Source organism: Streptomyces sp. NPDC005925 (assembly GCF_040638805.1).
GTDB lineage: Bacteria > Actinomycetota > Actinomycetes > Streptomycetales > Streptomycetaceae > Streptomyces.
In genome coordinates this window covers 22,378-41,128 of the sequence record NZ_JBEXVL010000015.1, presented here as the reverse complement: position 1 = coordinate 41,128, position 18,751 = coordinate 22,378, and the positions used below count along the sequence as shown (strand labels likewise).

The 18,751-nt window shown below is 70.5% G+C and carries 18 protein-coding genes; 12 read left to right on the top strand and 6 right to left on the bottom strand.

What is annotated here, in order from left to right; genetic code table 11:
- Positions 1-118: 118 nt before the first annotated feature.
- Positions 119-787, top strand: a complete 669-nt coding sequence (locus tag ABZ354_RS18860) for a response regulator transcription factor (RefSeq protein ID WP_358658065.1) — start codon at positions 119-121, stop codon at positions 785-787.
- The gene (locus ABZ354_RS18855) at positions 784-2,304 is read left to right on the top strand and encodes a HAMP domain-containing sensor histidine kinase (RefSeq protein WP_358658063.1); all 1,521 of its coding nucleotides are present in this window, start codon (positions 784-786) and stop codon (positions 2,302-2,304) included. Before ABZ354_RS18860 ends, ABZ354_RS18855 begins: the two co-directional genes overlap by 4 nt.
- 3 nt (positions 2,305-2,307) lie before the next feature.
- On the opposite strand, the gene ABZ354_RS18850 is transcribed toward ABZ354_RS18855, so the two are convergent.
- The 4 genes from ABZ354_RS18850 to ABZ354_RS18835 form a co-directional block, all read right to left on the bottom strand.
- Complete coding sequence (locus ABZ354_RS18850) at positions 2,308-2,784, bottom strand: MarR family transcriptional regulator (protein WP_358658061.1); 477 nt, start codon at positions 2,782-2,784, stop codon at positions 2,308-2,310.
- Positions 2,785-2,879: 95 nt separating this feature from the next.
- Positions 2,880-3,677, bottom strand: a complete 798-nt coding sequence (locus ABZ354_RS18845; protein ID WP_358658059.1) for an AIM24 family protein — start codon at positions 3,675-3,677, stop codon at positions 2,880-2,882.
- A complete protein-coding gene (locus ABZ354_RS18840; RefSeq protein ID WP_358658057.1) occupies positions 3,674-4,324 on the bottom strand; it encodes an AIM24 family protein in 651 nt (216 codons plus the stop codon). The genes ABZ354_RS18845 and ABZ354_RS18840 overlap by 4 nt, the downstream gene beginning before the upstream one ends.
- Before the next feature lies 1 nt (position 4,325).
- Positions 4,326-4,958: an AIM24 family protein gene (locus ABZ354_RS18835; protein WP_358658206.1), complete on the bottom strand. Its 633-nt coding sequence runs from the start codon at positions 4,956-4,958 to the stop codon at positions 4,326-4,328.
- Between the two features lie 261 nt (positions 4,959-5,219).
- On the opposite strand from ABZ354_RS18835, the gene ABZ354_RS18830 reads away from it, so the two are divergent.
- The 3 genes from ABZ354_RS18830 to ABZ354_RS18820 all read left to right on the top strand — a co-directional run bounded on the left by ABZ354_RS18830 (position 5,220) and on the right by ABZ354_RS18820 (position 9,579).
- On the top strand, positions 5,220-5,567 hold the full coding sequence (locus ABZ354_RS18830; RefSeq protein WP_358658055.1) for a DUF3817 domain-containing protein: 348 nt from the start codon (positions 5,220-5,222) through the stop codon (positions 5,565-5,567).
- 160 nt (positions 5,568-5,727) lie between these two features.
- A complete protein-coding gene (locus ABZ354_RS18825; RefSeq protein WP_358658053.1) occupies positions 5,728-7,620 on the top strand; it encodes a cellulose synthase catalytic subunit in 1,893 nt (630 codons plus the stop codon).
- Positions 7,621-7,623: 3 nt separating this feature from the next.
- The gene (locus ABZ354_RS18820; RefSeq protein ID WP_358658051.1) at positions 7,624-9,579 is read left to right on the top strand and encodes a kelch motif-containing protein; all 1,956 of its coding nucleotides are present in this window, start codon (positions 7,624-7,626) and stop codon (positions 9,577-9,579) included.
- A gap of 25 nt (positions 9,580-9,604) precedes the next feature.
- Here ABZ354_RS18820 and ABZ354_RS18815 read toward each other — a convergent pair whose 3' ends face one another.
- Positions 9,605-10,600, bottom strand: coding sequence for a glycoside hydrolase family 6 protein (locus ABZ354_RS18815; RefSeq protein ID WP_358658049.1), 996 nt, complete (start codon positions 10,598-10,600; stop codon positions 9,605-9,607).
- Between the two features lie 187 nt (positions 10,601-10,787).
- On the opposite strand from ABZ354_RS18815, the gene ABZ354_RS18810 reads away from it, so the two are divergent.
- The 3 genes from ABZ354_RS18810 (at position 10,788) to ABZ354_RS18800 (ending at position 13,486) form a co-directional block, all read left to right on the top strand.
- Positions 10,788-11,297, top strand: a complete 510-nt coding sequence (locus ABZ354_RS18810) for a MarR family transcriptional regulator (protein WP_358658047.1) — start codon at positions 10,788-10,790, stop codon at positions 11,295-11,297.
- Between the two features lie 65 nt (positions 11,298-11,362).
- On the top strand, positions 11,363-11,701 hold the full coding sequence (locus ABZ354_RS18805; protein ID WP_358658045.1) for a DUF3817 domain-containing protein: 339 nt from the start codon (positions 11,363-11,365) through the stop codon (positions 11,699-11,701).
- Positions 11,702-11,785: 84 nt separating this feature from the next.
- The gene (locus tag ABZ354_RS18800; RefSeq protein WP_358658043.1) at positions 11,786-13,486 is read left to right on the top strand and encodes a methylmalonyl-CoA mutase family protein; all 1,701 of its coding nucleotides are present in this window, start codon (positions 11,786-11,788) and stop codon (positions 13,484-13,486) included.
- A gap of 105 nt (positions 13,487-13,591) precedes the next feature.
- Here the strand turns inward: ABZ354_RS18800 and ABZ354_RS18795 are convergent, their stop codons facing one another.
- The gene (locus tag ABZ354_RS18795; RefSeq protein WP_358658041.1) at positions 13,592-14,221 is read right to left on the bottom strand and encodes a TetR/AcrR family transcriptional regulator; all 630 of its coding nucleotides are present in this window, start codon (positions 14,219-14,221) and stop codon (positions 13,592-13,594) included.
- A 285-nt stretch (positions 14,222-14,506) separates the two neighbouring features.
- Between ABZ354_RS18795 and ABZ354_RS18790 the strand changes: the two genes are divergently transcribed.
- The 4 genes from ABZ354_RS18790 (at position 14,507) to ABZ354_RS18775 (ending at position 18,721) form a co-directional block, all read left to right on the top strand.
- A complete protein-coding gene (locus tag ABZ354_RS18790) occupies positions 14,507-15,481 on the top strand; it encodes a tetratricopeptide repeat protein (protein ID WP_358658039.1) in 975 nt (324 codons plus the stop codon).
- Between the two features lie 620 nt (positions 15,482-16,101).
- Positions 16,102-16,734, top strand: a complete 633-nt coding sequence (locus ABZ354_RS18785; RefSeq protein ID WP_358658037.1) for a DUF6230 family protein — start codon at positions 16,102-16,104, stop codon at positions 16,732-16,734.
- A gap of 189 nt (positions 16,735-16,923) precedes the next feature.
- On the top strand, positions 16,924-17,487 hold the full coding sequence (locus ABZ354_RS18780) for a DUF6114 domain-containing protein (protein ID WP_358658035.1): 564 nt from the start codon (positions 16,924-16,926) through the stop codon (positions 17,485-17,487).
- Entirely contained in the window at positions 17,477-18,721 is a 1,245-nt protein-coding gene (locus tag ABZ354_RS18775; protein WP_358658033.1) for a hypothetical protein, read from the top strand. The genes ABZ354_RS18780 and ABZ354_RS18775 overlap by 11 nt, the downstream gene beginning before the upstream one ends.
- The last annotated feature ends 30 nt before the right edge of the window (positions 18,722-18,751 follow it).

Genomic DNA, 18,751 nt, shown 5'->3' with positions numbered 1-18,751 from the left:
CGAGTCGTCCGTGCCGGAGACTTTCGTCCCGACCACCACGACTCTCGCCCACCGACGCTGAGAGGAACCTGAAGCCACCTGAAGAGATCTTCAGCTTCATCTTGGCACCCTGTACCGCATGCGCCTGTTGATCGTGGAGGACGAGAAGCGGCTCGCCGTCTCCCTCGCCAGGGGACTGACGGCCGAGGGCTACGCCGTGGACGTCGTCCACGACGGCCGCGAGGGCCTGCACCGGGCCACGGAGAGCACGTACGACCTCGTGATCCTCGACATCATGCTGCCCGGCATGAACGGCTACCGCGTCTGCGCCGCCCTGCGCGCCGCCGGCCACGACGTACCGATCCTGATGCTCACCGCCAAGGACGGCGAGTACGACGAGGCGGAGGGCCTGGACACCGGGGCGGACGACTACCTCACCAAACCGTTCTCCTACGTCGTCCTCGTCGCCCGTGTGAAGGCGCTGCTGCGCCGCCGGGGCCGGGGCGCCGGGGCCCGTCCGGTGCGGGTGCACGGCGATCTGAAGGTGGACACGGCCGCGCGCCGCGTCCTTCTCGGCGGACACGAAGTCGCCCTGACGGCGAAGGAGTTCGCGGTGCTGGAGCAGCTCGTCGTCCGGGCCGGGGAGGTCGTGTCCAAGGCCGACATCCTGGAGCACGTCTGGGACTTCGCGTACGAGGGCGATCCGAACATCGTCGAGGTGTACGTCAGCGCGCTGCGCCGCAAGCTGCGCGCCGGACTGATCCGCACGGTGCGCGGCGCGGGCTACCGCCTGGAGGCGGGACGATGAGACGGCTCCGAGGACCGCGAAGGGAGCCAGGACCCCGACGGCGCCTCTTCGGCTCCGTGCGGTCCCGGGCCGCGCTCGCCGCGACGCTCGTGGTCGCGGTGGCCCTCCTCGCCGCCGGGACGGCCGTCCTGCTGTCCCTCAGGGCGGGCCTGCTCGACCAGGCGGGCACCCGGGCGGAACGCACCGCGCGGGAGGTCGCGACCGAGCTCGCCGCCGGGCGGACGTACGGTCAGCTGTCCCTGGACGACGACGACCGGCCCGTCCAGGTCGTCACCGAGGACGGCTCGCTGGTCGCCGCGAGCGAGGACCTGGAGCGGATCAGCGGCACGCCGACGACCGCCGTCCGACCGGCCCGAGGAGGCGGCGGCACGGAGGCCGGCGACGACTCCGACTCTGATTCCGGCCACTCGGGCCACGGCGGCTCGGGTCACGGCTCCGGCTCCGACGACCCCCCGGAGCTCGGCGAGATCGACGACGCCGACTTCTTCGACGGTTCCGCCACGATCGACGGCGACGCGGCCGACTACCGGTTCGCGGCCGTCCCCGTGGAGGTGCGGGGCCGGGGCGAGCTCACCGTGTACGCCGGTGCCCCGCTCGACGCCGAACAGAGCGCCGTGAACACCGCGCTGACCGGCATGCTGACCGGCTTCCCGCTGCTGCTCGGCGTCGTGGCGGGCGTGACCTGGCTGGTCACCCGGCGCGCGCTGCGCCCGGTCGAGGGCATCCGGCGGGAGATGGCCGCGATCACCGCGTCCGAGGACCTGTCGCGCCGGGTCCCGGTACCGGGCACGCACGACGAGATCGCCCGCCTGGCCCGCGCGACCAACGAGACGCTGGCCGCGCTGGAGACGTCCGTGGAGCGCCAGCGCCGCTTCGTCGCCGACGCCTCGCACGAACTGCGCAGCCCCATCGCGTCACTGCGCACCCAGCTGGAGGTGGGCGCCGCGCACCCCGGCCTGCTGGACGTCGACGGCGCCGTGCAGGACACCGTACGGCTGCAGCGGCTCGCCGCCGATCTGTTGCTGCTGGCGCGGCTGGACGCGGGGGAGCGGCCGGTCGCCGACGCCCGCGTGGACTTGGCGGCGCTGGCGCGGGAGGAGGCCGCGGGCCGGGACGGGGTGCGCGTGACCGTACGGACGGAGTCCGCGGAGGTGGCCGGATCGCGGGGGCAATGGGCGCGCGTGGTCGCCAATGTGCTGGACAACGCGCAGCGGCATGCCCGGTCGGCGGTCGAGGTGACCGTGCGGGGCGAGGGCGGGCGGGTCGTCGTCGCGGTGGCGGACGACGGCGACGGCGTCCCGGAGGCGGACCGGGAGCGGATCTTCGAGCGGTTCGTCCGGCTGGACGCGGCGCGCAGCCGCGACGACGGGGGCGCCGGTCTGGGGCTGGCCATCGCGCGCGACGTCGCCGTCCGGCACGGCGGCACACTTACGGTCGGCACGGCCCCGGCGGGCGGAGCCCTGTTCGAACTCCGCCTGTGCCGGGCGCAGGCGCACGCCGCGGAGGGCCCTGGGTGACGGTCAGACGCGTCCGCGCTGGACGCGCAGGTGCTCCGCGATGGGCTTGAGGGACGTGTCGAGTTCCGCCAGGGCGTCGGGGGACAGCAGGTCGATGAAGTGCTTGCGCACGGACGCCACGTGGTGCGGCGCGACCCGCTTCATCGTCTCCATGCCGTGCTCGGTGAGCACCGCGTACAACCCGCGCCGGTCGGACTCGCAGTTCTCGCGCCGGACCAGATTCGCGTTCTCCATGCGGGTGATCTGGTGGGAGAGGCGGCTCTTGGACTGGAGGGTGGCGGAGGCGAGGTCGCTCATCCGCATCCGCAGGTCCTCCGACTCGGACAGATTGACCAGGATCTCGTAGTCGTTCATGGTCAGCCCGAACGGCTGCAGATCCTTCTCGAGCTGGTACGTCAACAGCCTGTTGACCTCCAGGTGGATGCGCCAGGCGCACTGCTCGGCGTCGGTCAGCCAGTTGATGGCCGTCTCTGTCTCCATGGATGAAGTCTACCTAAAAGGTTGAATGGCGTACTAGCGAGGGGTGGTGGGTGCGGCGAGCGAGCCCTTCGTCGTCACACTCCGCAGATTACCGCTCACAGCCCGAAGCGACGCTGGAGGTCTCCGAGCTGGCCGGGAAGACGCGGTGCTCCCGACGGCGGTACGCGCGGAGCGGTCGCGCCGCCGCCCGGCACCCCCGGTGCCCCCGGAATCGCACCCGTCGCCTGCTCCGTCACCAGGGTCTCGCTCGACTGCAGCAGTACCGTTCCCGCGCCCGCGAACTCGAACTGGTGCTCCTCCCCCGAGGCCCCGCCCAGGCCGGTCAGCGCACGCAGACCGCCCATCAGCCCCGTCATGTAGCCGTGGTCGTAGTGGTGGCAGGGGGACGGGCAGTCGGCCCAGCCCACGAGAGCCTGCGGATCCACCCGGATCGGAGGCTCCATGAACACCACCGGCCCGTTCGACGTGGCGACGAACTTGCCGGTTCCGATCAGCGTCAGAAAGCCCGGCACGATGGATTGCTTGAGCGAGAGACTTGGCTGAAAAGCAAGCAGGTTGCCCGCGCGAATGGTCAGGTTGCCGTCGTCCAAGTCATACGAATTCACGTCGAAGGCCCGGTCGGCCAGCAGCATTTTGCCCGACCCTTCGGCCACCACCCAGTCGCTCGCGTGCAAAGGCGAATGGAACGAGGTGCGCACCAGGCGCTCCAGACGCCCGTGCCCGATCCCGTTGAACTCGATCGTCCCGTAGTAGGCGATCATCTTGCCCTTCTGCAGGAACCACTGGCTCCCCTTCAACTCCACGCAGAAGGAGTACGCATCGACGTTGTCGTCGGCGGGCAGCGTCGCCGGGTCGTACACGGGCGGGCCTCCCGCGGCCCCGTATGTGCTCACAGCTTCTCCTCCGAGGCCTGGACGTACACCGCGCCGCTGCCGCTCAGCTCCAGCTGGAACGCCTCGCCGGAACCGCGGCCCACCATGTCGCGCCAGCCCAGCGCGGCCGACAGCTTGTTGCGTACGTCGCCGTGGTGGGCGACGTAGGCCTGCGGGTCCACGTGCACCGGGCGCTGCGGTGTGATCGGGATCTCGATGACCCCGCCGTGCGCCATCACGGCCACCGAGCCCTGCCCGCGCAGCGTCGTCGTGAACAGCCCCTGCCCGCTGACCTGGCCGCGCACCATGCCCATCACGCCGCCCTGCGAACCGAGGAACACCGTGCCCTGCTCCAGGGTGCCCTCGAAGGCGAGGAGCCGGTCCGCCTCGACGTACAGGGTGTCGCCCGCGAGGTTGATCACCTGGACGTGGTGGCCGCCGTGCCCGAACAGCACCGTGCCGTTGCCCTCGACCGTCATCAGGGGCGTGTCCTCGTCCGCCACGCGGCGCCCGATCATCGACATGACACCGCCCCGGCCGCCCGCGATGCTGGGCGTGAACGACACCTCGCCCCGGTACGCGAGCATCGCCCCGCGCTGGCTGAACAGCCGCGCTCCGGGCCTCACGGTCGCCTCGACCATCTTCGCGTTGATCTCCCGGAAAGGCATGTCACACGTCCCCCGCGATCGTGGCCCGCTCGCTCGGCTGCACGTACACCAGGCCGTCCCCCTCGAACCGGATCTGGAAGGCCTCCCCGCCGCCCTCCCCGAGGAACGTGCGGAACGTCACCCCCGACTGGAAGGTCTGCCGCAGATTCCCCTGGTGGGCGATGTACGCCCCCGGATCAACGGTCAGCGGGTACTGCGGGCCGACCCGCAGCACGACCGCCGCCCCCAGCGACGTGATGGCCGCCTGCCCGTGCCCCTCCACCGTCGTGGTGAACAGGCCGTTGCCCTGCGAGGCACCGCGCAGCCCGGTGAACGACGTGCCGGTCCGCAGCCCGGCGTCGGTCGCCAGCAGGTTGCTGGACTCCACGAACAGCTTGTCGCCCCGCAGACCGACGAGGTTGATCTCGGCGGCACCGTCCGCGAACCAGCAGGTCCCGTGCCCCTTCACCTCCATCACCGTCATCTGCTCGCCGGTGAGCCGCCGGGTCACCATCCCCCGTACGCCCTCGCCGCCGCCGCTCAGCTTCTTGAACGCCATCTGCCCGTCGTACGCGACCATCGAGCCGTTCTTCGCCTTCACGGCGTCCCCGGTCATGTCGACGGCGAGCACCCTGCTGCTCTGAAGTCGGAACATCGCCACGCCAGTGACGGTAACCCCGGTGACGCCGAACGGACAGATCCCTCCGAAAGAACCGGCCCTCCGGGGCCCGTCGCCCGCGGTGTGCGTTCCGGCCCGGCACCGGTCGCCGGCCCCCTCCGGAACGCGCCCCGGACCCCCTCCCGGGGTTACTTGTCGCCGTTTGCCACAATGGGCCGGGCGCTTGTGCGCCCGTTCACAAACGCTTCGACGGCTCTCCCGTCGACTCCCGCCGACCTACCGAAGGTGACCCGATCCGTGGACATCAAGACCGCCACCGCCCTCCGCCGCCTCCGCCTGGTCTCGGCGCCCGAGGCGATCTCGTTCCTGCTGCTGCTCCTGTGCTCCGTGCTGAAGCGGACCACCGACTTCAACGCGGTGCCGGTCATGGGGGCGGTCCACGGCATCCTGTTCATCCTGTACGTGATCTTCTGGGCGGACGCCTGGAACCGCGCCCAGTGGCCGCTGAAGAAGGCCGCCCTGTACGTCGTGCTGTCGGTGCTCCCGGCCGGCGGGTTCCTCGCCGAGCGGAGGCTGCGGCGCGAGGCCGAGGACGCGGTGATCGCGTCCCGCGCACGCGACGGAGAGGGCGCCGTCGGCGTCTGACGGCCGCCCGCTTCGTGCCCCCTTCCGTGACCCCGGTTCGACAGAGCCGGGGTCTTCTCACGGTCCGAGGGGCTGAGCGTGTATCGCCCACCCACGTGGCCCTCCACGGCTCGACACCCCGACACCTGTCCCTTTTTGTGGGGGTATCGGTGCTTCGATCATGCCGCAATCACTGGAGGGCGCTGTGCCGTCGGAGGGTTACGACTACGACACCCACAGCCTGATCGCGGGACCGCTCACCGAGCCGTCCCGCAACGCGTACCAGGTGCAGTACACCTCGCTCCTCTCGCGCGAGCCGCACCCCATGAGAGCCGTCGCGCTCATGACCCTCGCGCCCCTCCTCACCGGTGCCCTGCTCCTCTACCTGATCTGGCCCACCCACTGGGTCGACCGCGAGGGCGGCGAGGAATGGCTGGTCGGACTCGACGTCACCATGCTCATAGCCATCGGCCTCATCGGCCTGTTCATGGTCGTCAACGTCACCTCCGTCGCCCACGCCACGATGGTCGCCCGCGACCCCGTCCCCGTCACCCCCGAGCCCGGCACCCGCGTCGCGTTCCTCACCACGTACGTGCCCGGCAAGGAACCCCTGACCATGGTCCGCGCCACCCTCGAGGGCGCCACCCGGATCACCCACGACGGCACCCTCCACGTCTGGCTCCTCGACGAGGGCGACGACGAGCAGGCCAAGGCCCTGTGCGCGGAGCTCGGCGTACGGCACTTCACGCGGCACGGCATCCCCGAGTGGAACCAGGACAAGGGCGTCCACAAGGCCCGTACCAAGCACGGGAACTACAACGCCTGGATCGCGATGCACGGCGACGAGTACGACTTCTTCGCCTCCGTCGACACCGACCACGTCCCGCTCCCGAACTTCCTGGAGCGGATGTTGGGCTACTTCCGCGACCCGGACGTCGCCTTCGTCGTCGGCCCGCAGGTGTACGGCAACTACCACAACCCCGTCACCAAGGCCGCCGAGTCGCAGCAGTTCCTCTTCCACGCCCTCATCCAGCGGGCCGGCAACCGCTACCGCGCCCCCATGTTCGTCGGCACCAACAACGCCGTACGCATCCGTGCCGTCAAACAGATCGGCGGCCTGTACGACTCCATCACCGAGGACATGGCCACCGGCTTCGAACTGCACCGCACCCGCAACCCCCGCACCGGCCACCACTGGCAGTCCGTCTACACCCCGGACGTGCTCGCGGTCGGCGAGGGCCCGGCCTCCTGGACGGACTTCTTCACCCAGCAGATGCGCTGGTCGCGCGGCACCTACGAGACGCTGATCAAGCAGTACTGGAAGGCCCCGCTCAGCATGCCCCCGGGCCGGCTGTTCTCGTACACGCTGATGCTCGTCTACTACCCGATGACGGCGGTCAACTGGCTCCTCGGCATCCTGAGCTGCTTCCTGTTCCTGTGGTTCGGGGCCTCGGGCACCCAGGTCGCCGCCTCCGTCTGGCTGATGCTCTACAGCGACGCGGCGGCCCTCCAGGTCGGCCTCTACCTGTGGAACCGCCGCCACAACGTCTCGCCGCACGAGCCGCAGGGCTCCGGCGGGCTGGCCGGCATGGCGATGTCGGCGCTGTCCGCGCCGATCTACCTGAAGTCCTTCACGGAGGCGCTGCTGCGCCGCCCCAGCCGGTTCGTCGTCACGCCGAAGGGCGGCGACGCGAGCCCCGACCGACTGCTCACCTTCCGCATCCACCTCTCCTGGGCGGCGCTCCTCGCCGCGTCCCTCACCGCCTCGGTCTTCCTCGGCCACACCCATGCGGCGATGCGCACCTGGGCGTTCCTGGCGACGCTGATCTCCCTCGCCCCGGTCGCGGCGTGGGCCGCCACCGTGCTGAGGGAGCGCCGGGGGCACCTCGGAGACACCACCCGGAACCCGCTCCGCGGCCGCCGGGCCGCCGCGGCGGCGGGCGCGGTCGGCCCGGAGCGCCCGGACCGGTCTCCGCTGCCCGCCACCGGTCGCGTCGGCGAGGGCCACGAACCCGCCTACGTGACGACCGGGGCCACCTCCCCGGCGACCGGCACCACGACAGGAGGCAACTAGTCCATGGCACCCCAGCTGTCCAGCAGGACCAAGAAGACGGTCCTGGGCGTCTCAGGCGTCGCGATCCTCCTCGGCCTCAACGCCCCGGCCGCCCTGGACTTCGCGGGCGACCAGTACCACGCGTACAAGATCGCCCAGCCCGAGTACAAGGCGAAGTACGGCTCCTGGAGTTACGTCGACATCCCGGAGAAGTTCCGCACCAACGCCATCCACGCGGCGCTCCTGCACACCGGCAAGGTGCTGATCGTGGCCGGCTCCGGCAACGAGCAGAAGAAGTTCGACGCCGGGTCCTTCGACACCGTGCTGTGGGACCCGGTGAAGAACACCTACAAGAAGATCCCGACCCCGGAGGACTTCTTCTGCAGCGGCCACGCCCAGCTGCCCGACGGCCGCCTGCTGGTGGCCGGCGGCACCGCCCGCTACGAACTCCTCGACGGCGAGGTGGAACGCGCCGGCGGCGGCATGCGCGTGAAGAACGAGAGCCCCGACCGGGCGGTGTTCCTGAAGAAGGGCACCCGCTTCCGCTCACCCGCCGGCGTCGAGTACGTCACCCGGTTCGACGTCACCGTCCCGAAGGCCAAGCGCACCTTCAAGGTGACGTACGACAGGTCCGGGGCGATGCGGCCCTGGAGGACGAGCGTCACCGCGAGCGAACGGCGCGTGTGGGTCGAGGCCGTCGAGAAGGGACCGCTGTCCGTCACCGAGAAGCAGGCGCAGTACGAGATCGTCGGCCTGAAGGGCGAGCGGGCCGCCAACGTCTACGGCCTGTCGGAGAAGATCACCCTGGAGAAGCAGGACTACCAGGGCATCCGCGGGGCCTACGAGTTCGACCCGGTCGCCGAGAAGTACGTACCGGTCGAGCCGATGGACAAGGCCCGCTGGTACCCGACCCTGGTCGGCCTGGAGGACGGCCGGGTCCTCGCCGCGTCCGGTCTGGACGACGTCGGCATGATCGACCCCGGCGACAACGAGATCTACGACCCGAAGACGAAGAAGTGGACGCCGGGGCCGAAGCGGTACTTCCCGACGTACCCGGCGCTGTTCCTCACCAAGGGCAACAAGCTGTTCTACTCGGGCTCCAACGCCGGTTACGGCCCCGCCGACGAGGGGCGCGAGCCGGGGCTGTGGGACCTGGAGAAGAACACCTTCAAGAAGGTGCCGGGACTGAAGGACAAGGACCAGCTGGAGACCTCGTCGTCGCTGATGCTGCCGCCCGCGCAGGACCAGAAGGTGATGGTGCTGGGCGGCGGGGGCGTCGGCGAGTCGAAGAAGTCGACCCCCCGCACCGCGGTCGTCGACCTGAAGAAGGCCGACCCGGAGTTCGTGGCCGGCCCGGACCTGCCGCAGGGCACCCGCTACCTGAACAGCGTGATCATGCCGGACGACTCGGTGTTCACCACCAACGGCTCCCGGGACTACCGGGGCCGCAGCGCCAGCAACATCCTCAGGGCGCAGTTCTACGACCCCGAATCGAACAGCTTCACGGAGGCCGCGGCGCCCACGGTGGGCCGCAACTACCACTCGGAGGCCCTGCTGCTGCCCGACGGGCGGGTCGTCACGTTCGGCTCCGACCCGCTCTTCGACGACCAGCAGAACACCAAGCTCGGCCACTTCGAGCAGCGCATGGAGATCTTCACGCCGCCCGCGCTGCACCGCGCCGCCGCGAACAGGCCCGTACTGAAGGACGGTCCGAAGACCCTGGACGCCCGGCACCGCGTGACGTTCCGTACGGCGCACCCCGAACGCGTCGTGAAGGCGCGGCTGATGCGGCCGAGCGCGGTGACGCACACGACGGACGTCGAGCAGCGCTCCATCGCCCTCGGCGTGACGAAGCAGGGCGACGCGGTGACGTTCGAGGTGCCCCGGGACCGGGCGCTGGTGCCGCCCGGCTGGTACATGCTGTTCGTGACGGACGCCGACGGAACGCCGTCCGAGGCCAAGTGGGTCCACGTGAAGTGACCCCGGCCCTCTCACGGACGGCTCGTCACGCCCTGGAGTTGCGCGCCAGCTCCAGGGCGTACTCCGGCCACCACCGTCCGGCGGCGGGCCCGCCCTCGCAGGTCCCGTCGGACTCGCCTGGCCGCTTGATCCACAGGTAGGCGTCCAGAGCGGGCTCGTCCGTCTCGGTCGTCGGGTGGGTACCGAGGGCCCGGCCGGGCGGGTTGCACCAGGAGCCCTCCAGCGGGCCGTTGCCGTTGCGGCTGGTGTCGACGACGAAGTGCTTGCCTCCGAGGCCCTTGGACAGTTCCCGGCCGTACCCGGCGGTGACCTCGTTGGTCTGGAAGTTGGAGACGTTGAGCGCGAAGCCGTCGGCGTTGCCGATCCCGGCCCGCTGCAGCGGGGCGACCAGCCTGCCGGGGTCCTTGATCCAGTCGGGGTTGCCCGCGTCCAGGTACACCTTGGTGTGCGGCTGCTGCTTGAGCCGGTCGACGGCCTCCGTCAGCAACTGCTCGCGCTCGGCGTGGTCCTGCCCGGGTGTGCAGCCGTCCACGATGTGCGCGACGGCGTCCGGCTCCAGCACGACGAGGGCCTTCGCGTCGCCGATCGCGTCGGCGAAGCTCCCGATCCACTGCCGGTAGGCGTCCGCGTCGGCCGCGCCGCCCGCCGAGTGCTGGCCGCAGTCCCGGTGCGGGATGTTGTAGGCGACGAGGACGGCCGTCCGGCCCGCCCGGCCCGCGGCCACCGCCGCCGCCCGCACCTGCGGTGCCGGGTCGGTCTCACCGGTCGGCCACAGGGCGGCCGGGTGGTCGGCGATCCTCCGGAGCAGGTCGGCGTCCCCGGCACGGCCCTCCTGCCGCCAGACCCGGATCTGCCGTGCCGCGGGGCTCGCCGGGTCGACCCAGAACGGGGAGGCGTCGGGGACCGACTTCCGGGAGGCGGCACCGGCGAAGGAGGTCTCGTCGGCGTCCGGTGTGTCCGAGCAGCCCGCCGTGAGGCCGAGCAGCGCGAGCGCCGCGAGGGTGTGGATCAGCCGGGACATGCTGCTCCCTGGGGGAGAGGTGACGCGGAAAGGGGAGAGATCGCCAGCGATCGTGACACAGCGGGGCAGGCGTCCGGCGGACCGACATGGTCTCGACGCGGCCGGGGCCGGCCCGGCCACCCGCACGGCGGGACCGAAGGGCGAGACGGGGACGGCCGGTATATGACCGGCCGGTATGGTCTGGGGCGTGCCGAAGCCGCTCAGTCTGTCCTTCGACCCCATCGCCCGCGCCGACGAACTCTGGGAGCAGCGCTGGGGAGGCGTGCCGTCGATGGCCGCCATCACCTCGATCATGCGCGCGCACCAGATCCTGCTGTCGGAGGTCGACGCGGTGGTCAGGCCGTACGGGCTGACGTTCGCCCGGTACGAGGCACTGGTGCTGCTGACTTTCTCCAAGTCGGGCGAGCTGCCGATGTCCAAGATCGGCGAGCGGCTCATGGTGCACCCGACGTCGGTCACGAACACCGTGGACCGGCTGGTGACGTCGGGCCTGGTGGGCAAGCGCCCCAACCCCAACGACGGCCGCGGCACCCTCGCGTCGATCACCGACAAGGGCCGCGAGGTGGTCGAGTCGGCCACCCGGGACCTGATGGCGATGGAGTTCGGCCTCGGTGCCTACGACGCCGAGGAATGCCGCGAGATCTTCGCCATGCTCCGCCCGCTGCGCCTGGCCGCACGGGATTTCGAGGAGGAGTGACCGGGCGGTCGACGGAGTCGGCCCCGGGGCAGGATCTCCCGGAACGCGCGGTTACGCTCGACGGCATGAAACGAAGCGTGCTGACCCGCTACCGCGTCATGGCGTACGTCACAGGCGTGCTGCTGATCCTGCTGTGCCTCGGCATGATCGCCAAGTACCTGCTCGACCTGGACGGTGCCACCGACTTCACGCGCGTCGTCGGCATCGCCCACGGCTGGCTGTACGTGATCTACCTCGTCTTCGCCTTCGACCTGGGCGCCAAGGCGAAATGGCCGGTCAGCAGGCAGTTGTGGGTGCTGCTCGCCGGGACCGTCCCGACGGCCGCGTTCTTCGTGGAGCGGAGCGTCAGCCGCGAGCTGGACGCGAAGACCGCGGAGCCCTCGCCCGTGGCCGCCGAGGTCTGACCGGTTCCGATCGCACCGCCGTACGGAGGACCGTACGGCGGTCTCCCATCGACATTTACTAGGACGTCCAAGTAAATTCGAAGCATGGACGCTGACGCCATCGAGGAGGGCCGCCGTCGCTGGCAGGCCCGGTACGACGCCGCACGCAAGCGCGACGCTGACTTCACCACGCTCTCCGGCGACCCCGTGGAGCCGGTGTACGGGCCCCGGCCCGGTGACAGGTACGACGGATTCGAGCGGATCGGCTGGCCGGGGGAGTACCCCTTCACCCGCGGGCTGTATCCGACCGGCTACCGAGGGCGTACGTGGACCATCCGGCAGTTCGCCGGCTTCGGCAACGCCGAGCAGACCAACGAGCGCTACAAGATGATCCTCGCCAACGGCGGCGGGGGCCTGTCGGTCGCCTTCGACATGCCGACCCTGATGGGCCGCGACTCCGACGACCCGCGCTCGCTCGGCGAGGTCGGGCACTGCGGCGTCGCCATCGACTCGGCCGCCGACATGGAGGTGCTGTTCCGCGACATCCCGCTCGGGGACGTCACCACCTCCATGACGATCAGCGGGCCCGCCGTGCCCGTCTTCTGCATGTACCTGGTCGCCGCCGAGCGTCAGGGTGTCGATCCCGGCGTCCTCAACGGCACGCTGCAGACCGACATCTTCAAGGAGTACATCGCCCAGAAGGAGTGGCTGTTCCAGCCCGAGCCGCACCTGCGCCTCATAGGCGATCTCATGGAGTACTGCGCGGCCGGCATCCCCGCCTACAAGCCGCTGTCCGTCTCCGGCTACCACATCCGCGAGGCCGGCTCGACGGCCGCGCAGGAGCTGGCGTACACGCTGGCGGACGGCTTCGGATACGTCGAGCTGGGGCTGAGCCGGGGTCTCGACGTCGACGTCTTCGCGCCCGGCCTGTCCTTCTTCTTCGACGCGCACGTCGACTTCTTCGAGGAGATCGCCAAGTTCCGCGCCGCCCGCCGCATCTGGGCCCGCTGGATGCGCGACGTGTACGGCGCGAAGAGCGAGAAGGCGCAGTGGCTGCGGTTCCACACCCAGACCGCCGGTGTCTCCCTGACCGCGCAGCAGCCGTACAACAACGTCGTCCGTACGGCCGTGGAGGCGCTGGCCGCGGTGCTCGGCGGGACGAACTCGCTGCACACCAACGCCCTCGACGAGACGCTCGCACTGCCCAGCGAGCAGGCCGCCGAGATCGCGCTGCGCACGCAGCAGGTGCTGATGGAGGAGACCGGCGTCGCGAACGTGGCCGACCCGCTGGGCGGCTCCTGGTACATCGAGCAGCTCACGGACCGGATCGAGGCCGACGCCGAGAAGATCTTCGAGCAGATCAAGGAGCGCGGGCTGCGGGCCCACCCCGACGAGCGGCACCCGATCGGGCCGGTCACGTCCGGGATCCTGCGCGGCATCGAGGACGGGTGGTTCACCGGGGAGATCGCCGAGTCGGCGTTCCGGTACCAGCAGTCGCTGGAGAAGGGCGACAAGCGGGTCGTCGGCGTCAACTGCCACACCGGGTCGGTGACCGGGGACCTGGAGATCCTGCGGGTCAGCCACGAGGTGGAGCGGGACCAGGTGCGGGCGCTCGGGGAGCGGAAGGGCGCGCGGGACGACGCGGCCGTGCGTTCCGCGCTGGACGCGATGGTGGCCGCCGCGCGGTCCGGGGGGAACATGATCGAGCCCATGCTGGACGTGGTGCGCGCGGAGGGGACGCTGGGCGAGATCTGCGGGGTGCTGCGGGACGAGTGGGGTGTGTACACGGAGCCCGCGGGCTTCTAGGCGGGGCGTCGGGGCGGGCCGCCGGGATGGGTCCGCCCCCGCCGCCCTTCCCCTTCCCGGGCCCCGGGGGATGAGATCCGGCCTTGGCCCCGAAGGGCACCGTCCTCAGGCGCCGGACGGTCCGTTTCCCGCCAGGCCCGTCAGGAGGACCCTCGTCAGGCTGCGGACCCACTCCTCGTCCGCCGGTTCGGCGCTGACGAGGGTCCGGTGGACCACCGCTCCCGCGACCATGTCGAAGATCAGGTCGACGGCGCGGGCGGCCTCCGCCGGGTTCTTGGCCGGGGGCAGTTCGCCGCGCTGTTCCGCGCGGGTTCTGCCCTCGACCACCAGGCGCTTCTGGCGGTGCACGATCGAGGCACGGATGCGCTCGCGCAGGGCCTCGTCGCGGGCGGATTCGGTCACCACCGCCAGGAAGCCGCTACGGGCCTCTGGGCGGGCCAGGATCGCCGCGAACTGCAGGACCACGCCCTCGATGTCGGCGGCGAGGCTGCCGCGGTCGGGGAGGCGGAGTTCGTCGAAGAGTTCCGCCACCGCGTCCACGACGAGTTCGTTCTTGCCGGCCCAGCGGCGGTAGAGCGTCGTCTTCGCGACACCGGCGCGGGTCGCCACGTCGCCCAGCGTGAGCTTGGACCAGCCGAGCTCCACCAGGGCCTGCCGCGTCGCGGCCAGGATCGCGGCGTCCGCGGCGGCACTGCGCGGGCGTCCGGTACGGCCCGCAGGGGTGCGGCGTTGCATTCTCTGACCATATCCGGCCAGATCCGCACGACCGTGAGGGAGATCACCGGGGCTCCCTGTCCGGCCGAGCGCCCATGGCATTACGCTACGAGCCGTAGCGAAAGCGGGCGGGGGGACGTACCCGCCGGCGACGGCCACGCGGCGCGGGTGGGGACCCGGCGCCGGACGCGAACGCTGACGCGACATCAGGGACGGCAGGTGCGCGGCGGCAGGCGACACCAAGCTGTCAGGCCGCTTTTCACGGCGGTTTTCACATGTGCGGGCCGGACGGGGGAGGATGGACGCATGCAGCCACGGAACATGTCCATGAGCGGAGTCGTCGACCTCGCCGCGGTGAAGGCGGCCCAGGAGGCCAAGGCGAAGGCGGAGCAGGCGCGCGCCCAAGCGGCCCGGCAGGGCGGCGGGCCGGGAGCGGTCTCCCCGGCCGATCTCGTCATCGACGTCGACGAGTCCGGCTTCGAGAACGACGTCCTGCAGCGTTCCACCGAGGTCCCGGTCGTCATCGACTTCTGGGCCGAGTGGTGCGGGCCCTGCAAGCAGCTCAGCCCGGTCCTGGAGCAGCTCGCCGTCGAGTACAACGGGCGTTTCCTCCTCGCCAGGATCGACGTAGACGCCAACCAGATGCTGATGCAGCAGTTCGGGGTGCAGGGCATCCCGGCGGTGTTCGCGGTGGTGGCCGGGCAGGCCCTGCCGCTCTTCCAGGGCGCGGCCGGCGTGGAGCAGATCCGTCAGACCCTGGACCAGCTGGTGCAGGTCGCCGAGCAGCGCTTCGGACTGACCGGCCTGGTCGTCGACCCCGAGGCGGAGCCGGGCGCGGCCCCGGCCCCCGAGCAGCCGGCCGGACCGTACGACGCCGATCTGGAGGCGGCCGTACGGGCGCTGGACGCGGGCGACTTCGGCGGCGCGGTCCAGGCGTACAAGAACGTGCTCGCCGAGGACCCGGGCAACTCGGAGGCCAAGCTGGGCCTCGCCCAGGCGGAGCTGCTCCAGCGCGTGCAGGGACTCGACCCGCAGCAGACGCGCCGGGACGCGGCCGACAGGCCGTCGGACGCGCGGGCCCAGATCGCCGCGGCGGACCTGGATCTGGTGGGTGGTCACGTGGACGACGCGTTCGGGCGGCTCATCGACACCGTGCGCGTCACGTTCGGTGACGAACGGGATGCCGTACGGCTGCGGTTGCTGGAGCTGTTCGAGGTGGTGGGCGCCGAGGATCCCCGGGTGATCACCGCCCGCCGGGCCCTCGCGAGGGCCCTCTTCTGATCAGGTGGTAAACGCGGGCCGCTGTGGTGCCCGGGTGAAAGAACGGCTACGGGACCGTCACCGCGGCCGCGTTTTACCAAAACTTGGTAATCGCGGCCGCTGTTACTGCCAGTAAGTCGAGGGCATGGATCCGTTAGTTTCTGTCCCGTCATCGACGGTTTTGTTCAGGGGGTGGGTGCCACCCTGCGTCGCCGGTTGAACCCTCTGCGTCGCCGCTCGGTTATCCGGCCGTTACTAGCGAGTAACGAACCCCCTTGTGCGGGCGGCGAGAATGCACCACGATCGGCCACGCTCGGTCCATTCCCGCTTCCCCGACAGCCGGTCGGGCCGCGGGAGTTCCTGGGTCCCCACCGAGCAGAGCCGACGGCGGTGTCGCCGGCTCTTGGGCAGGGGGGTCTTCGCCTCCCGGCGAAGCCTGTCCAGCAAGGTTGTGCGTGATGCGTGTCAGGCGCGACCAGTGGTTGTCGCTCGGGGGTGATCGCCGGTGATTCGGGCGCTGTGTGCGCCTCCGAGTGCGGGCGCTCTCCTTCCCGAGGACGTAGCACTTCTCCCATCCCTGCCCGGCTGAGCCTCCACGTGGCAGCCCGGGCCAGGAGATGTACGTCCGAGAAGGAGGAAATATGGAGTCCCAGGTGCGTGGCGGGACCAGATGGAAGCGGTTCGCCGTCGTGATGGTGCCCAGCGTGGCCGCCACGGCTGCGATAGGTGTCGCCCTCGCGCAGGGCGCTCTCGCCGCGTCGTTCAGTGTTTCCGGTCAGTCGTTCAAGGTGACGACCGACCGGCTCGACGGTCAGGGCTTCTCCCAGTACGGGGCGATCGACTCGGGCTACACGCTCGACGGCAAGAAGACGGCTCACCCCGTCGCCGTCTCGGCGTTCAAGAGCGCGACGATCAAGAACCTGTGCCAGTCCGTCGTCACCCCCGACGTGCCGATCCTCGGCAACGTCAGCCTCATCCTGAGGGCCGGCGGTGGCAGCACGCCGGTCAAGGCCGAGAACCTCTACATCGACGTCGCCGACCTGAACGCCGATGCGACGTTCAGGAACATCGACATCGGTGTGGCCGCCAAGGACGCCAGCAAGGGTCCCGGCATCGCCAAGGGTGAGACGGCCAACCCGTACGGGTTCGCCCAGCAGGCCGACTCGGTCACCCTGACCGACGTGAAGCAGACGGCGTGGGCGACCACCGCCGGAACCTTCAAGCTCAGCGGTCTGAAGATGTCCCTGTCGACGGGTGTCAAGGAGTGCTACTGAGCACGCCTTGACGGGCGGGGGTGCCGACGGCACCCCCGCCTGTCGACTACCTGCTCGGCCTTCACACGCCGCACACCCGGCGCGCACAGCACGTACAGCACGCGCCGCACGTACATCGCGTACGTCGCGTACAGCACACGAAGTACCACCTCACCACCACAGCAACGCCGTTCCAGGGAGCTGTTTTCCATGAGCGCCGAGACTCCTGCCGCCATCGGCCAGTTCACCCGCCGGAGGCAGCAGTTCCGTGCCTGGCGGGGCCTGCGGCCGTTCTGGGCCGGCCTGTTCGTCATGCTCGGCGGACTCCCCATCGCCTACTTCCCGTACGCGAACCTCCAGATCGGTCACCTGACGCTGGCCATGGCCACGACCGCGGGCGCCGGGTCCCTGATCATCGGCGTGCTGCTCGTCGTACTGGGCTTCAGCCTGTGGTTCCAGAAGCACGTGCGCGTCTTCGCGGGCGTCGCGGCGATCCTCCTGGCGCTGGTGTCCATTCCCGTGTCGAACCTGGGCGGGTTCCTCATCGGCTTCCTCTTCGCGCTGATCGGCGGGGCGATGGCCGTGTCGTGGGCGCCCGGCGTGGAGCCGAAGGAAGAAGCCCTCCGCGAGGAGAGCCAGGACGAGGCCGACCCCTTCGAGGGTGTGGTGCCGAGCAGCGCCTTCTCCTCGGGCACGGGCAGGGTGGGCGAGCCGAACGATCTGTCAGGAACGAGCCCGGCCAACGGGGCGAACGGGAGGCACAGTGCCGGCTGACGAGGTGACCCACGGGATGGATGTGGACGCGTCCCGTGCGAGAACCGGGCCGCGCCACGCGGCACCCAAGAAGCCGCTGTTCACCAGGTTCCACATGCCTGCAGGCAAGGCGATAGCCCTGGCGGCGATGCCCACAGCGGTCCTTATGGGCATGGGGTTCACCCCCACGCTGGCCATCGCCGACAACAACGACGCGGTGAAGCCGACGTCGAACAGCCTGACGGCCGAGGAGTACAAGGACTGCGTCGCGGCCCTGAAGGACGCCGACAAGAAGGACTCGCCGTCCGCCACGCCGTCGCCCTCGGCGAGCGCCTCCGGGGACGAGAAGAAGCCGGAGCCCGGCCCCTCGGCCACGTCCGGCGACCCGGACGCGGGTACGTCCTCTTCGCCGGATTCAGGTTCCGGCGACGAGCCGTCCCCGTCCGCGTCCAAGGACAAGGAGCCCGCCCCCTCGCCGTCGGAGAGCGACGCCGACGGTGGCCTGCTGGGCGGTCTCGGCGACGCCCTGGGCGGCCTCCTGGGCGGCGGCAAGGACTCCAAGGCCCCGAGCCCCACGGCGTCCGCCTCCGGGAACACGGCCTCGTCCCCCACCGGTGACGCCGGTGGCGCCGTGAAGGAGATTACCGACAAGGTCACCGGCACGGTGCGGGACACCGTCGAGGGGGCCAAGGACAAGGTCACCGAGACGGCCGAGGACGCCACCGAGGGCGCCAAGGAGGCCGTACCGACGCCGTCGGCGAGCCCGGCGACCGACCCGGACGACTGTCCGGTCGCCACGGACGCCGAGGGCGGGATCGACAACACCGTCCCGCTGCCCGACGACCCGTGGTACCTGGACGCCAGCTCGCTGCTGCTGAAGGGCGCCGACTACAAGGGCGTCGTCGAGGTGAAGACCGCCAACGGCGGCACCAAGAAGGTGCTGAAGTACGTCATATCCGACGGCACCGACATCGGCGACCTGCACCAGACGGTCAAGGACAAGCAGTCCGGCAAGACCTACCACGTGCAGGCGGCCAAGGGCTCGACGTCCAAGATCCGCGACGGCGAGACCGTGATGTACACGGAGAGCATCTCCGGCAACCTGCTCGGGCTGGTCCCGATCACGTTCACCCCGGACTTCCCTCCGCCGCTGAACATCCCGCTGATCTACTTCACCAAGGTGAAGGTCGTCCAGGCCGGCCAGTTCGGCGGCACGCTGCAGGTCCCGGGGCTGCACCAGTACATCACCGACTGAGCCGCAGCACCTCCCGAGGACGCGTCCAGG

Excerpts from the sequence above, each read along its gene's own strand:
- ABZ354_RS18795 (WP_358658041.1), bottom strand. The coding sequence starts at position 14,221 with ATGCAACGCCGCACCCCTGCGGGCCGTACCGGACGCCCGCGCAGTGCC.
- ABZ354_RS18790 (WP_358658039.1), top strand. The coding sequence starts at position 14,507 with ATGCAGCCACGGAACATGTCCATGAGCGGAGTCGTCGACCTCGCCGCG.
- ABZ354_RS18825 (WP_358658053.1), top strand. The coding sequence starts at position 5,728 with ATGCCGCAATCACTGGAGGGCGCTGTGCCGTCGGAGGGTTACGACTAC.
- ABZ354_RS18785 (WP_358658037.1), top strand. The coding sequence starts at position 16,102 with ATGGAGTCCCAGGTGCGTGGCGGGACCAGATGGAAGCGGTTCGCCGTC.
- ABZ354_RS18835 (WP_358658206.1), bottom strand. The coding sequence starts at position 4,958 with ATGTTCCGACTTCAGAGCAGCAGGGTGCTCGCCGTCGACATGACCGGG.
- ABZ354_RS18805 (WP_358658045.1), top strand. The coding sequence starts at position 11,363 with ATGAAACGAAGCGTGCTGACCCGCTACCGCGTCATGGCGTACGTCACA.
- ABZ354_RS18855 (WP_358658063.1), top strand. The coding sequence starts at position 784 with ATGAGACGGCTCCGAGGACCGCGAAGGGAGCCAGGACCCCGACGGCGC.
- ABZ354_RS18820 (WP_358658051.1), top strand. The coding sequence starts at position 7,624 with ATGGCACCCCAGCTGTCCAGCAGGACCAAGAAGACGGTCCTGGGCGTC.
- ABZ354_RS18850 (WP_358658061.1), bottom strand. The coding sequence starts at position 2,784 with ATGGAGACAGAGACGGCCATCAACTGGCTGACCGACGCCGAGCAGTGC.
- ABZ354_RS18815 (WP_358658049.1), bottom strand. The coding sequence starts at position 10,600 with ATGTCCCGGCTGATCCACACCCTCGCGGCGCTCGCGCTGCTCGGCCTC.
- ABZ354_RS18860 (WP_358658065.1), top strand. The coding sequence starts at position 119 with ATGCGCCTGTTGATCGTGGAGGACGAGAAGCGGCTCGCCGTCTCCCTC.
- ABZ354_RS18840 (WP_358658057.1), bottom strand. The coding sequence starts at position 4,324 with ATGCCTTTCCGGGAGATCAACGCGAAGATGGTCGAGGCGACCGTGAGG.
- ABZ354_RS18800 (WP_358658043.1), top strand. The coding sequence starts at position 11,786 with ATGGACGCTGACGCCATCGAGGAGGGCCGCCGTCGCTGGCAGGCCCGG.
- ABZ354_RS18780 (WP_358658035.1), top strand. The coding sequence starts at position 16,924 with ATGAGCGCCGAGACTCCTGCCGCCATCGGCCAGTTCACCCGCCGGAGG.